Below are 13109 nucleotides of genomic sequence, written 5' to 3' on the forward strand. Positions count from 1 at the left end.
CGACACCCCCACCCGACCCACCGTCACCCCGCCGCGCGACCTCGGTCCGCTGACCGGATCGCTCGCGCATCCGAAAAGCCGCTGGGTGCCCGTGGGCTGGTCCGAGCTGCCGGGCTTCAGCGAAGACCCGCTGCATGAGGCGTGGATCGCGCTGCTGGCCAATTGCGCACGCCCCAACGCCGCCTTCGCGCCGCTGTGCCGCGAGGTGCGCCAGCTCGCCATCGCCACGCCCGAGGAGCAGCGCCGCTGGATGACCGACCGGCTGCAGCCCTACCGCGTGGAATCGCTCGCGGGCCAGAGCGAAGGCAAGCTCACCAGCTACTACGAGCCCGTGTACGAGGCCTCGCGCGTGCCCTCGGCCGGCTTCAGCGTGCCGCTGTACCAGGCGCCCGACGGCCTCGTGCCCAAGCGCCCCTGGTTCACGCGCCAGGAGATCGAGACCCTGCCCGAGGCCCAGGCCGCGCTGCGCGGTCGCGAGATCGCCTGGATGGCCGACCCCATCGACGCGTTGATGCTGCACATCCAGGGCTCGGGCCGCTTGCGCATCACCGAGGCCAACGGCTACCAGCACACGGTGCGCGTGGCCTACGCGGCCACCAACGAGCAGCCGTACCGCAGCGTGCAACAGTGGCTCATGAGCCAGGGCGTGGCCAAGGTCGGCAAGTGGCCCGACGACACCAAGGCCTGGGTGGCGCAGAACCCGCAGCGCGTGTCGCAGCTGCTGTGGAGCAACCCGCGCTACGTGTTCTTCCGCGAAGAGACCATGAGCGAACTCGACGCCGCCTTCGGCCCGCGCGGCGCGCAAGGCGTGCCGCTGACGGCGGGGCGCTCCATCGCGGTCGATCGCGAGAGCATTCCCTACGGCACGCCGGTGTGGCTCGCATCGAACGGCCCGACCGCGCAGCTGCAGAAGCTGGTGGTGGCGCAGGACACCGGTAGCGCCATCCTGGGCGCCGTGCGCGCCGACTACTTCGCGGGCACCGGCGCCGAGGCCGGCCGGCTGGCGGCGAGCGTGAACCAGCCGCTGCGGCTGTGGGCGTTGTGGCCGAGGCAACTGCCGGCGCCCTGAGGGGCGCAGCGTCCGCGCTGCAATGTGTGGCGCGGGCGTGAAGGTTTTTTGACGAAATCTCGCCGTACCCCAACCAACGGCCGAGCGTTTCACAGGCATGTCATGCGAAGTGCCTAACTTCGCGGGCTGGTTTCAATCCCAACCCACGAAAGATATTGCGCATGACCGCAAACACCCGCACGGACGCCAACGGCGTCGATCTCGACGATGTCGGCACCAACGATTCCCCGAACCCGTCCTTTACCGACCTGGTCGCGTCGCGCCTGAGCCGCCGCCATCTGTTCGGCCTGGGCGTCGGTACCGCCGGCGCCGCACTGCTGCAGGCCTGCGGTGGCGGCAGCGGTGGTGGCGGCGCAGCCTTCCCCATCATTCCGCCCGCACCGGCTCCCGCGCCCGCGCCGGCCCCCGCACCGTCGCCCACGCCGCTGAAGCTGGGCTTCAACCCCGTGGCCAAGAGTCTCGATGACGTCGTGACCGTGCCCGCCGGCTACACCGCCAGCGTGCTCTACCGCCTGGGCGACCCGATCGCTGCCGGCGTGGCTGCGTACAAGAACGACGGCACCGACGATCCGGCCACCTACGACCGCCGCGCCGGCGACCACCACGACGGCATGACCTTCTTCGGCGTCAACGCCACGAACAAGTGGGACCCGGCCAACGCGTCGCGTGGCCTGCTGGTGATGAACCATGAGGCCATCACGCCGCTGTTCCTGCACCCGAAAGGCCAGACCATCGTGGGCGGTGTGCGCACCGTCGCCGATGAAGTGACGCGCGAGTTCTACCTGCACGGCGTGAGCGTGGTCGAGGTGAACAAGAACGGCAGCAGCTGGAGCTACAAGCAGGATTCGAGCTTCAACCGCCGCGTCCACACGCTCACTGAAATGCAGTTCTCGGGCCCGGCCGCCAAGACCGACTACCTGAAGACCAAGTACTCGACCGACGGCAGCAAGACCCGCGGCACGCTCAACAACTGCGCCAACGGCACCACGCCGTGGGGCACGTACCTCACCTGCGAAGAGAACTGGGCAGGCTACTTCCGCCGCATCGTTGCCAACGACGACAAGAACCGCACCACCAAGGAAAAGGCCTCGTTCAGCCGCTACGGCGTGACCGGCACCGGCCGTGAACTCTGGGCCACCGTCACGCCCGACACCGCCGACGGCCAGTACGGCCGCTGGAACACCGAAGTCATTGGCGCCACCGCCACCGACGACTACCGCAACGGCCACAACACCTACGGCTGGGTGGTCGAGATCGATCCGTTCAACCCGACGAGCACGCCGAAGAAGCGCACCGCCCTTGGCCGCTTCGGCCACGAAGGCGCTTGCCTCGGCCCGGTCGTGGTCGGCAAGCCGCTGGTCTGGTACATGGGCGACGACTCGCGCAACGAGTACATCTACAAGTTCGTCTCCACGAAGAACTGGGACGCGGCCGACATCGGCGGCGGCATGGCCTCGGGCGACAAGTACATGGACGACGGCCGCCTCTACGTGGCCCGCTTCAACGAAGACGGCACGGGCGTGTGGCTCGAGCTCAAGTTCGGCCTGAACAACATCACCTCGAGCTACGACAAGTACGCCTTCGCCGATGCGGCCGACGTGGTGACCAACGCCCGCCTGGCTGCCGACGCCGCCGGCGCGACCAAGATGGACCGCCCCGAGTGGACCGCCGTCAACCCGAAGACCGGCGACGTCTACGTGACGCTGACCAACACCAACGCCGGCTCGCGCCCGATCGGCAAGACCAGCGCCTCCAACCCGCGCTACTACGACGACAAGACCACCGCCGGCAAGTCGCAGCTGGGCAACCCGAACGGCCACATCGTGCGCTTCGCGGACGACAACACCGACCCGACCGCGCTGAGCTTCAAGTGGGACGTGTACCTCTTCGCAGCGCGCTCGACGGCCTCGGCCGACGTCAACCTCTCGCAGCTCACGGCCGACAACGACCTGTCCAGCCCCGACGGCATGTGGTTCAGCCACGCCGCACCCGGCCTGCTGTGGCTGGAGACCGACGACGGCGCCTACACCGACGTCACCAACTGCATGCTGCTGGCCGCACTGCCCGGCAAGGTGGGCGACGGCGGCGCGAAGGTGATCACCAACGTCGACGCCGTGAACAGCATCACCCGCACGCAGAACACCTTCGTGGGCAAGGCCCCCGGCACGGAAGGCCTGCGCCGCTTCCTGGTCGGCCCGAAGGACTGCGAACTCACTGGTATCGCCGAGTCGGGCGACGGCCGTGCGCTGTTCGTGAACATCCAGCATCCGGGTGAAGGCACGGGCGACCTCGCTGCACCGATCAGCAACTGGCCGGACGGCGGCACGGCCCGCCCGCGCTCGGCCACCGTGGTCATCACCAAGAACGACGGCGGCCTGATCGGCCTGTAAGCGTCCAAGCGCCCTCAGCCCCCTTCGGGAAACACCGTGGAACCGGCTCTGCCGGGCCACTGGTGTTGCCCCCGGCGAGGGGGTTGGCGCAGCGACACGAAGTGCGCGAAGCCTGGGGGAGCACCCATTACAACGGCGCTGCTGGCAACGGCAGCGCCGTTTTGTATCTGACCTGCTTGAGCGCAAAGCTCGAGCGGATCTTCTCGATCCCCGGAATCGGCGTGAGCTGCTCCATGATGAAGCGCTCCAGCGCCGCCATGTCGGCCACAGCGATGCGGATCAGGTAGTCGCTGTCGCCGGTCATCAGGTAGCACTCCATCACCTCGTCGTGCTCGGCGATGCGCTGCTCGAAGTCGGCCAGCGACTGCTTGCTCTGCGTGGTCAGGCTGATCGAGATGAACACGTTGAGCCCCAGGCCCAGCGCCTTGGCGTTCGCGAGCGCCACGTAGCGGTCGATCACGCCGCTGGTCTCCAGCACCTTCACGCGCGCCAGGCAGGGCGAGGGCGACAGGTGCACGCGGCGCGCCAGTTCGACGTTCGACAGGGCGCCGTCGCGTTGCAGCTCGTCGAGAATGCGCAGGTCGATGGCGTCGAGTTCCATGAAATTCCGTGAAGCGCTTGGTTTGCGGCATTTTATGCTTGCGAATAGCCATGAAGTCGCAGGTGCCGGTAGCTAATTTTCCGCAAGGCGGCTTAAAGTGCTGACATGAACGCCCCGATCTCCGCCGACCAGATGCGCGCCCTGTTGCTCGACACGCCGCCGTCGCACGACCCCGACCCCGAAGAGACCGCCGAATGGCGCGACGCCTTCCTGGCGCTGGCGCAGACGCAAGGTCCGCAGCGCGCGCGCCAGATGCTGGCCGAGCTGGCGCGCCTGGCGCGGCAGCAGCGCATCGGCTGGCAGCCCGAGCTGGCCACGCCGTACGTCAACACCATCGCCGCGGCCGACCAGCCGCCGTTCCCGGGTGACCTCGCCGTCGAGGAAAAGCTCGCCTCGCTCATGCGCTGGAACGCGCTCGCCATGGTGGCCAAGGCCAACCAGGCGTATGGCGAACTCGGCGGCCACATCGCCAGCTACGCGAGCGCGGCCGACCTGTTCGAGACCGGCTTCAACCATTTCTTCCATGCGCGCAGCCCGGCGCACCGCGGCGACCTCGTGTTCTTCCAGCCGCACAGCGCGCCCGGCGTGTATGCGCGGGCCTACCTCGAAGGCCGCCTGAGCGAAGAAGACCTGAACCACTACCGCCAGGAACTCACCGCGCCGGCCTTCACCGACGGCAGCGGCGCGCGTGGGCTGTGCAGCTACCCGCATCCGTACCTGATGCCGGACTTCTGGCAGTTCCCCACCGGCTCGATGGGCATCGGCCCGATCAGCTCGATCTACCACGCGCGCTTCATGCGCTACCTCACGCACCGCAACCTCTTGAACTGCGAAGGCCGCAAGGTGTGGGGTGTGTTCGGCGACGGCGAGATGGACGAGCCCGAATCGATGAGCGCGCTGACGCTCGCCGCGCGCGAAAAGCTCGACAACCTCGTGTGGGTCGTCAACTGCAACCTGCAGCGCCTGGACGGCCCGGTGCGTGGCAACGGCCGCATCATCGATGAGCTCGAAAAGCTCTTCGCCGGGGCAGGATGGAACGTCGTCAAGCTCGTGTGGGGCAGCGACTGGGACGGCCTGTTCGCGCAGGACGTGAGCGGCGCGCTCGCGCGCGTGTTCGCGGAAACCGTCGACGGCCAGATGCAGACCTTCGCCGCCAAGGACGGCCGCTTCAACCGCGACAACTTCTTCGGCCAGAACCCCGAACTCGCGCGCCTGGCCGAAGGCATGACCGACGAGCAGATCGACCGCCTGAAGCGCGGCGGCCACGACCTCGTGAAGATCCATGCCGCGTACGCAGCCGCTGCTGCCCACAAGGGCCAGCCCACCGTGATCCTGGCCCACACCAAGAAGGGCTACGGCATGGGCAGCGCCGCGCAGGGCAAGATGACCACGCACTCGCACAAGAAGATGGGCGACGTCGACCTCATCGAGTTCCGTGACCGCTTCAACCTGCCGCTCACCGACGCGCAGGCCACCGCGATGGACTTCTACCGCCCGGCGGAAGACAGCGCCGAGATGCGCTACCTGCGCCAGCACCGCGAGGCGCTCGGCGGCGCCATGCCGCGCCGCGAGACCGCGTGCGACGTCGTGCCCAAGCCCGACATCGCGGCCTACGCGCAGTTCGCCACGGCCGCCGCCGGCAAGGAGATGAGCACCACCATGGCCTTCGTGCGCATGCTGGGCAACCTCATGAAGGACAAGGCCCTGGGCCCGCGCATCGTGCCCATCGTGGCCGACGAGGCGCGCACCTTCGGCATGGCCAACCTGTTCAAGCAGGTCGGCATCTATTCGAGCGTGGGCCAGCGCTATGCGCCGGAAGACATCGGCTCGGTGCTGAGCTACCGCGAAGCCACCGACGGCCAGATCCTCGAAGAGGGCATCAGCGAGGCCGGCGCCATCGCCAGCTGGACGGCCGCGGCCACCAGCTACAGCGTGCACGGCCTGGCGATGCTGCCGTTCTACATCTACTACTCGATGTTCGGCTTCCAGCGCGTGGGCGACGCCATCTGGGCCGCGGCCGACCAGCGCGCACGCGGCTTCCTGCTGGGCGCCACCTCGGGGCGCACCACGCTCGGCGGCGAAGGCCTGCAGCACCAGGACGGCAGCAGCCACCTCGTGGCCGCGACCATTCCCAACTGCAAGGCCTACGACCCGGCCTTCGCGGGCGAGATGGCGGTCATCGTCGACGCGGGCATCCGCGAGATGATGGTCGAGCAGCAGGACGTGTTTTATTACGTCACGCTCATGAACGAGAACTACGCGCAGCCCGACCTGCCGGCGGGCGCCGAGGCCGACATCCTGCGCGGTTGCTACCGCTTCGGCACGTATGCGCCGGCATCGGGCAAGGCGAAGCAGAGCGTCACGCTGCTGGGCTCGGGCGCGATCCTCACCGAGGTCATCAAGGCCGCGCAGCAGCTGGCCGACGAAGGCATCGCGGCCGAGGTGTTCAGCGTCACGAGCTGGAGCGAACTCGCGCGCGACGGCCAGGCCTGCGAGCAGCGCGCGCTGGCCGGCGAAAAAGACGCCGGCACGCCCTTCGTCGCGCAGCAGCTCGGCAAGGGCAGCAGCAAGGCCCCGATTGTCGCCGCCACCGACTACGTGCGCGCCCTGCCCGAGAGCGTGCGCGCCTTCCTGCCCGAAGGCCGCCGCTACCTCACGCTGGGCACCGACGGCTTCGGTCGCAGCGACACGCGCGCCGCGCTGCGCGGTTTCTTCGGCGTGGACGCGGCGAGCATCGCGCGGGCCGCGCGGCACGCGCTCGGCGCCTGACGACAGCGCCAGCGCGGCCATGCGGCGTGACGGTGCGGTGCCTGCGTTAGAGTCGCAGGCCCCACCGCCTTCCCGCGCCCATGACCGCCCGCTTCCAGTCCCTTGCTCCCGCCGTCCGCCTGGCCGACCAGGTGGCGGAAGCGCTCGTGGCCGAGGTGCGCAGCGGGCGCCTGTCGGAAGGCGACCGGCTGCCCACCGAGACCGCCTTGGCCACCCAGTTCGGCGTGAGCCGCACGGTGGTGCGCGAGGCGGTGTCGCGACTCAAGTCGCTCGGGCTGGTCGATTCGCGCCAGGGCAGCGGCGTGTACGTGCGCGCTGCCGGTGTGGAGCCGCTGCGCTTCGAGATGCCGCACGTGGCCTCGCGCGAAGCGGTGGTGCAGATGGTCGAGCTGCGCCGCGCGCTCGAGGCCGAGGTGGCCGCGCTCGCGGCCGAGCGCCGCACGCCCGAGGACATGCTGCGCATCCGCGACGCCATCGATGCGCTGCACGCGGCGGTGTCGATGGGGGGCAACGGCGCCGACGAGGACGTGCGCTTTCACCGCGCCATCGCCGAGGCCGCGCGCAACCCCTTCCTCATCGGGACGCTGCAGTACCTGCGGCAGTTCCTGCATGGCGCCACCCGCGTCACGCGCGCCAACGAGGCGCGCCGCGCCGACTTCGTGCGCGAAGTGGCGCAGGAGCACGCGCGCATCGTCGAGGCCATCGACGCCGGCGACCCGCTGGCCGCGCGCGAGGCCGCCAAGGCCCACATGGACAACGCCATCCGCCGCATCGAGCAGGCCGACCCGGCCTTCTGGCAGCAGGAAGGCGCCCAGCTCGCCCGCCCCCTGGTCGAAGGCTGGCCTGCGGGCAAGTAAGCCCACGCTCACAATTTGTTGGAGAGGCCAGGATGTGCGGGTTATCCCGTATCCGGGAACTTGTCTTAAATTTGTATGATGACCTGACAAGTAAGGGGCGACCGCGCCGCAGGGTGACGGGACGGCCCCGTTTTTTCATCCAGCGGACTCCCTCCCAATGACTTCCACCCTCCAGGCCGGCGCGCCCCTCGCGGCTGACGCGCCCGACGCCGCGCTCGAAAAACGCGCCTACGCCAAGGTGTTCTGGCGCCTCGTGCCCTTCCTGATGCTGTGCTACGTGGTCGCGTACCTCGACCGCGTGAACGTCGGCTTCGCCAAGCTGCAGATGGGCGCGGACCTCGGCTTCAGCGAAACCGTGTTCGGCCTCGGTGCCGGCATCTTCTTCCTGGGCTACTTCCTGTTCGAAGTGCCCAGCAACCTGCTGCTCAACCGCGTGGGCGCACGCGTGTGGATCGCGCGGATCATGATCACCTGGGGCCTGCTGTCGGCCTGCTTCGTGTTCGTGGAAACGCCGACCAGCTTCTACATCCTGCGCTTCCTGCTCGGCGTGGCCGAGGCGGGCTTCTACCCCGGCGTGATCCTGTACCTGACGCACTGGTACCCGTCGCACCGGCGCGCGCGGATCATCGCGGTGTTCATGTCGGCGATTCCCGTGGCGGGCATCTTCGGCAACCCGCTGTCGGGCTGGATCATGGACGCCTTCCACGGCGTGTCGGCCATGCACGGCTGGCAGTGGATGTTCATCATCGAAGCCATTCCTGCCGTGCTGGTGGGCGTGATGGTGCTGTTCTACCTGGACAACGGCATCAAGCACGCACGCTGGCTCTCGCCTGAAGAGAAGAACCTGCTGCAGCGCGAGGTCGACCGCGACCAGGCGCACGGCGCCAAGGGCCCGCATTCGGTGGGCGCGATGTTCCGCGACGCGCGCGTGTGGTGGATGGCGCTCATCTACTTCGCCTTCGTCATGGGCCAGTACGCGCTGACCTTCTGGCTGCCCACGCTGGTCAAGGCCACGGGCGTGCAGGGCAACTTCAACATCGGCCTGCTCAGCGCCATTCCGTTCCTGTGCGCGATCGTCGCGATGAACCTGTTCGGGCGCAGCGCCGACGCGCGCCGCGAGCGCCGCTGGCACCTGATCATCCCCGCGATGATGGGTGCCGTGGGCTTCACGGTCGCGGCCTCGTACACGCAGAACACGGTCGTGTCGCTGACCTTCCTGTCGCTCGCCGCGGCCGGCGTGCTCACCTGCGCGCCGCTGTTCTGGTCGCTGCCCACCGCCTTCCTTTCGGGCACGGCGGCGGCGGCGGGCATCGCGGTCATCAACTCGGTGGGCAATCTCGCGGGCTTCGTGAGCCCGTACCTCATCGGCTACCTGAAGGACCTCACGGGCAGCACGCAGATCGGCATGTACGTACTGGCCGGCGCGCTGGTGCTCGGCGCCATCGGCGTGTGGCTCACCCCGAAGCAACTCGTCAATCGCTGATCGAAGGACGCACGACATGACTTCTTCTTCCAACACCACCCCCGTCGTCGGCCTCGTGGGCCTGGGCGCCATGGGCAGCGGCATGGCGCAATCGCTGCGCCGCGCGGGCCATGCGCCGCATGTGTTCGACGTGCGCCCCGGCGTCGCCGAAGCCTTCGCGCGCGAAGGCGGCACGGCCTGCGACACGCTGGCCGCGCTCGGTGCGCAGTGCGACATCGTGGTCAGCGTGGTCGTCAACGCGGCGCAGACCGAATCGGTGCTGTTCGGCGACGGCACCACGCCCGGCTGCGCGGCGTCGATGAAGCCCGGCAGCCTGTTCGTGATGTGCTCCACCGTCGACCCGAACTGGTCGGTGGCGCTCGAAGCGCGCCTGGCGCAGCAAGGCATCCTGTACCTCGACGCGCCCATTTCCGGCGGCGCCGCCAAGGCCGCGAGCGGCCAGATGACGATGATGACCGCCGGCACGCCCGCGGCGTATGAGAAGGCCGGCGCGATGCTCGATGCGATGGCCGCCAAGGTCTACCGCCTGGGCGATTCGGCCGGCGCGGGCAGCAAGGTGAAGGTCATCAACCAGCTGCTGGCCGGCGTGCACATCGCCGCCGCGGCCGAGGCCATGGCACTGGGCCTGCGCGAGGGCGTGAACCCCGATGCGCTGTACGAGGTCATCACCCACAGCGCCGGCAACAGCTGGATGTTCGAGAACCGCATGGCCCACGTGCTGGCGGGCGACTACACGCCGCTGTCGGCCGTCGACATCTTCGTGAAGGACCTGGGCCTGGTGCTCGACGTGGCGCGCGCCAGCAAGTTTCCGCTGCCGCTGTCGTCCACCGCGCACCAGATGTTCATGCAGGCCTCCACGGCCGGCTTCGCGCGCGAGGACGACAGCGCGGTCATCAAGATCTTCCCGGGCATCGAACTGCCCGCCGGGAAAAAATAGCATCGAGCGACAGCGCTCCACCGACCCAGGAAAGACACACACCATGAACGTTCTCATCACCGGCGGCTGCGGCTTCCTCGGCGCCCGCCTCGCCCGCACCCTGCTCGCCGGCGGCCCGCTCGCACTGGCCGGCGGCGCGGCGAAAGACATCGCACGCATCACGCTCGCCGACCGCGTGCCGCCGCCCGCCGATCTCGCCGCCGACGCGCGCATCCAGTTCGTGCAGGGCGACCTGTACGAGCAAGCCGCCAACGGCGCGCTGCCGCTGGCCGACACCGACGCCGTGTTCCACCTCGCCGCCGCCGTGAGCGGCGAGTGCGAGGCCGACTTCGACCTCGGCATGCGCAGCAACCTGGACACCACGCGCGCCCTGCTCGACGCCTGCCGCAGCGCGGGCCATGCGCCCGTGTTCGTGTTCTCCAGCTCCGTCGCCGTGTTCGGCGATTCGCCCGAGCAGCGCCTGCCCGCGGTGATCGAGGACACCACGCTGCCCACGCCGCAGAACAGCTACGGCATCCAGAAATTCATCGGCGAGCAGCTCGTGGCCGACTACACGCGCAAGGGCTTCGTGCAGGGCCGCAACGTGCGGCTCATGACGGTGTCGGTGCGCCCGGGTCGTCCGAACGGCGCGGCCTCCAGCTTCCTGAGCGGCATGCTGCGCGAGCCGCTGGCCGGCGTGCGCGCACGCTGCCCCGTGGCGCCCGAGACGCCGGTCGCGCTGGCCTCGCCCGGCAACACCGTCGGCGGCATCGTGCGCGCGGCCACCGCCGGCGCCGCCGAATGGGGCGCGCGCACCGCCGTCAACCTGCCCGCGCTGACCACCACCGTGCGCGAGATGGCGCAGGCGCTCGAGCGCATCGCCGGCACCGAGGCCACCGCCCTCATCGACTGGGAACCCGACGCCGCCATCGCGAAGATCGTCACCAGCTGGCCCAGCCGCATCCACGCGGCGCGCGCCGAGGCGCTGGGCCTGAAGGCCGACGCCAGCTTCGACGCCATCCTGCGCGACTACGTGCGCGAGAACGCGCAGGCGGTCACGCTGGCGCTGAAGGGCTGAGCGATGGCGAAGCTCGTGCTCGGCTGCATCGCCGACGACTTCACCGGCGCCACCGACCTGGCCAACAACCTCGTGCGCGCCGGCATGCGCGTGGTGCAGACCATCGGCGTGCCCGCCGGCCCGCTCGATGCCGACGTGGACGCGGTCGTGGTCGCGCTCAAGTCGCGCACCATCGCGCCGGCCGAGGCCATCGCGCAGTCGCTCGAAGCGCTGCGCTGGCTGCAGGCGCAGGGCGCGCAGCAGATCTACTTCAAGTACTGCTCCACCTTCGACAGCACGGCCCAAGGCAACATCGGCCCCGTGACCGAGGCGCTGATGGATGCGCTGCAATGCGACTTCACCATCGCCACGCCCGCCTTCCCCGACAACAAGCGCACCGTGTTCAAGGGCTACCTGTTCGCGGGCGACGTGCTGCTCAACGAGAGCGGCATGCAGAACCATCCGCTCACGCCGATGACCGACCCGAACCTCGTGCGCGTGCTGCAGGCGCAGTGCACGCGCAAGGTGGGCCTGATCGACCACGCGGTGGTCGCACGCGGCGCAGCGGCCATCGAAGAACGCATCGCGCAGCTGAAGACCGAAGGCGTGTCGATCGCCATCGTCGACGCCGTCTCGAACGACGACCTGCTGCGCATGGGCCCGGCGCTCGCCAAGCTGCCGCTGCTCACGGCGGGCTCGGGCGTGGCCATCGGCCTGCCGGCCAACTTCGGCCTCGCGCCGTCGTCGCAGGCCAGCGCGCTGCCGAAGGCCGGCGGCAAGACGGCGGTGGTGTCGGGCAGCTGCTCGCTGGCCACCAACCGGCAGGTGCTCGACTTCATCCAGCGCGGTGGCGCGGCCATGGCGATCGACCCGCTGCGCATCGCGGCGGGCGTGGACGTGACGGCCGAAGTGCTGGCCTGGGCCGCACCGCTCATCGACAAGGGTTCTGTGCTCGTCTACTCGACCGCCGAAGCCGGCGCCGTGAAGTCGGTGCAGGGGCGGCTCGGCGTGGAAGAAGCCGGTGCGATGGTCGAACGCACCATCGCCGCCATTGCGCGCGGCCTGGTCGAGCGCGGCGTGCACCAGCTGGTGGTGGCCGGCGGCGAGACCTCGGGTGCCTGCGTGCAGGCGCTGGGCATCGCGCAGATGCAGATCGGTCCGCAGATCGACCCGGGCGTGCCGTGGTGCCATGCGCGCTGCGATGCGGCGCCCGAAGCGGGGCTGCACATCACGCTGAAGTCGGGCAACTTCGGCAGCGACGATTTCTTCACCAAAGCTTTTACAGTGCTCGCATGACCGAGAACGAAGCCCGCGACGAAATCTGCCGCGTCGGCCGCAGCCTGTTCGAGCGCGGCTACGTGCACGCCACGGCCGGCAACATCAGCGTGCGGCTGGACGACGGTTTTCTCATCACGCCGACCGATGCCTGCCTGGGCTTTCTCGACCCCGCGCGGCTCGCACGGCTCGACGCGCAGGGCCAGCAGACCGGCGGCGACCGCGCCAGCAAGACCATCGCGCTGCACACGCGCATCTACGCCGCCGCGCGCAGCTTCGATGCCGCCACGGCCTGCGTGATCCACACGCACAGCACGCACTGCGTGGCCCTGACCCTGGGCAACCCGCAAGCCGAACTGCTGCCCGCGCTCACGCCCTACTTCGTGATGAAGGTCGGCCATGTGCCGGTCATCCCGTACCACCGCCCCGGCGCGCCCGAGGCGGCCGAGCAGGTGGCGCAGACCATCGCGCGCTATGGCGCGGCCGGCACCCCGATCCGCGCGGCGATGCTCGCGCGCCTGGGCCCCAACGTCTGGCACGAGACGCCGGCCGCCGCGATGGCCGTGCTCGAAGAGCTGGAAGAAACCGCCCGCCTGCAGATGCTCACGCAGGCCACCCGGCCCGCACCGCTCGCCCCCGACCAGATCGATGAACTGCGCCGCACTTTCGGTGCGCGCTGGTAGTACAAACAC

The 13109-nt window shown here is 69.4% G+C and carries 10 protein-coding genes; 9 read left to right on the top strand and 1 reads right to left on the bottom strand.

What is annotated here, in order from left to right; all coding sequences use genetic code 11:
• Both mltA and AC07YS_RS24030 read left to right on the top strand, forming a co-directional pair.
• The coding region (gene mltA / locus AC07YS_RS24025) for a murein transglycosylase A (protein ID WP_495275734.1) at positions 1 to 1069 on the top strand (1069 nt) is incomplete at its 5' end.
• 161 nt (positions 1070 to 1230) lie between these two features.
• Positions 1231 to 3459, top strand: a complete 2229-nt coding sequence (locus tag AC07YS_RS24030) for a PhoX family protein (protein ID WP_495269240.1) — start codon at positions 1231 to 1233, stop codon at positions 3457 to 3459.
• A 127-nt stretch (positions 3460 to 3586) separates the two neighbouring features.
• On the opposite strand, the gene AC07YS_RS24035 is transcribed toward AC07YS_RS24030, so the two are convergent.
• Positions 3587 to 4060, bottom strand: coding sequence for an Lrp/AsnC family transcriptional regulator (locus tag AC07YS_RS24035; RefSeq protein ID WP_062480783.1), 474 nt, complete (start codon positions 4058 to 4060; stop codon positions 3587 to 3589).
• Positions 4061 to 4165: 105 nt separating this feature from the next.
• Here AC07YS_RS24035 and mdeB point away from each other — a divergent pair, with 105 nt between their 5' ends.
• The 7 genes from mdeB (at position 4166) to AC07YS_RS24070 (ending at position 13100) form a co-directional block, all read left to right on the top strand.
• Positions 4166 to 6829, top strand: coding sequence for an alpha-ketoglutarate dehydrogenase (gene mdeB, locus AC07YS_RS24040; protein WP_495269239.1), 2664 nt, complete (start codon positions 4166 to 4168; stop codon positions 6827 to 6829).
• 80 nt (positions 6830 to 6909) lie between these two features.
• Positions 6910 to 7686: a FadR/GntR family transcriptional regulator gene (locus AC07YS_RS24045; RefSeq protein WP_070063260.1), complete on the top strand. Its 777-nt coding sequence runs from the start codon at positions 6910 to 6912 to the stop codon at positions 7684 to 7686.
• Between the two features lie 157 nt (positions 7687 to 7843).
• Positions 7844 to 9169, top strand: coding sequence for an MFS transporter (locus AC07YS_RS24050; protein WP_070063259.1), 1326 nt, complete (start codon positions 7844 to 7846; stop codon positions 9167 to 9169).
• 16 nt (positions 9170 to 9185) lie between these two features.
• The gene (gene ltnD / locus AC07YS_RS24055; protein ID WP_495261360.1) at positions 9186 to 10106 is read left to right on the top strand and encodes an L-threonate dehydrogenase; all 921 of its coding nucleotides are present in this window, start codon (positions 9186 to 9188) and stop codon (positions 10104 to 10106) included.
• 43 nt (positions 10107 to 10149) lie between these two features.
• Complete coding sequence (gene denD, locus AC07YS_RS24060) at positions 10150 to 11163, top strand: D-erythronate dehydrogenase (RefSeq protein ID WP_495269238.1); 1014 nt, start codon at positions 10150 to 10152, stop codon at positions 11161 to 11163.
• 3 nt (positions 11164 to 11166) lie between these two features.
• Positions 11167 to 12438: a 3-oxo-tetronate kinase gene (gene otnK, locus AC07YS_RS24065; RefSeq protein WP_495269237.1), complete on the top strand. Its 1272-nt coding sequence runs from the start codon at positions 11167 to 11169 to the stop codon at positions 12436 to 12438.
• Positions 12435 to 13100: a class II aldolase/adducin family protein gene (locus tag AC07YS_RS24070; RefSeq protein WP_495269236.1), complete on the top strand. Its 666-nt coding sequence runs from the start codon at positions 12435 to 12437 to the stop codon at positions 13098 to 13100. The genes otnK and AC07YS_RS24070 overlap by 4 nt, the downstream gene beginning before the upstream one ends.
• Positions 13101 to 13109 lie beyond the last annotated feature (9 nt).

The sequence above is a fragment of the Variovorax sp. GW458-11-26-14-LB1 genome (genome assembly GCF_059423965.1).

Bases quoted from the DNA above. Each gene is read 5' to 3' on its own strand.
- AC07YS_RS24030 (WP_495269240.1), top strand. From the start codon at position 1,231: ATGACCGCAAACACCCGCACGGACGCCAACGGCGTCGATCTCGACGAT.
- AC07YS_RS24035 (WP_062480783.1), bottom strand. From the start codon at position 4,060: ATGGAACTCGACGCCATCGACCTGCGCATTCTCGACGAGCTGCAACGC.
- mdeB (WP_495269239.1), top strand. From the start codon at position 4,166: ATGAACGCCCCGATCTCCGCCGACCAGATGCGCGCCCTGTTGCTCGAC.
- AC07YS_RS24045 (WP_070063260.1), top strand. From the start codon at position 6,910: ATGACCGCCCGCTTCCAGTCCCTTGCTCCCGCCGTCCGCCTGGCCGAC.
- AC07YS_RS24050 (WP_070063259.1), top strand. From the start codon at position 7,844: ATGACTTCCACCCTCCAGGCCGGCGCGCCCCTCGCGGCTGACGCGCCC.
- ltnD (WP_495261360.1), top strand. From the start codon at position 9,186: ATGACTTCTTCTTCCAACACCACCCCCGTCGTCGGCCTCGTGGGCCTG.
- denD (WP_495269238.1), top strand. From the start codon at position 10,150: ATGAACGTTCTCATCACCGGCGGCTGCGGCTTCCTCGGCGCCCGCCTC.
- otnK (WP_495269237.1), top strand. From the start codon at position 11,167: ATGGCGAAGCTCGTGCTCGGCTGCATCGCCGACGACTTCACCGGCGCC.
- AC07YS_RS24070 (WP_495269236.1), top strand. From the start codon at position 12,435: ATGACCGAGAACGAAGCCCGCGACGAAATCTGCCGCGTCGGCCGCAGC.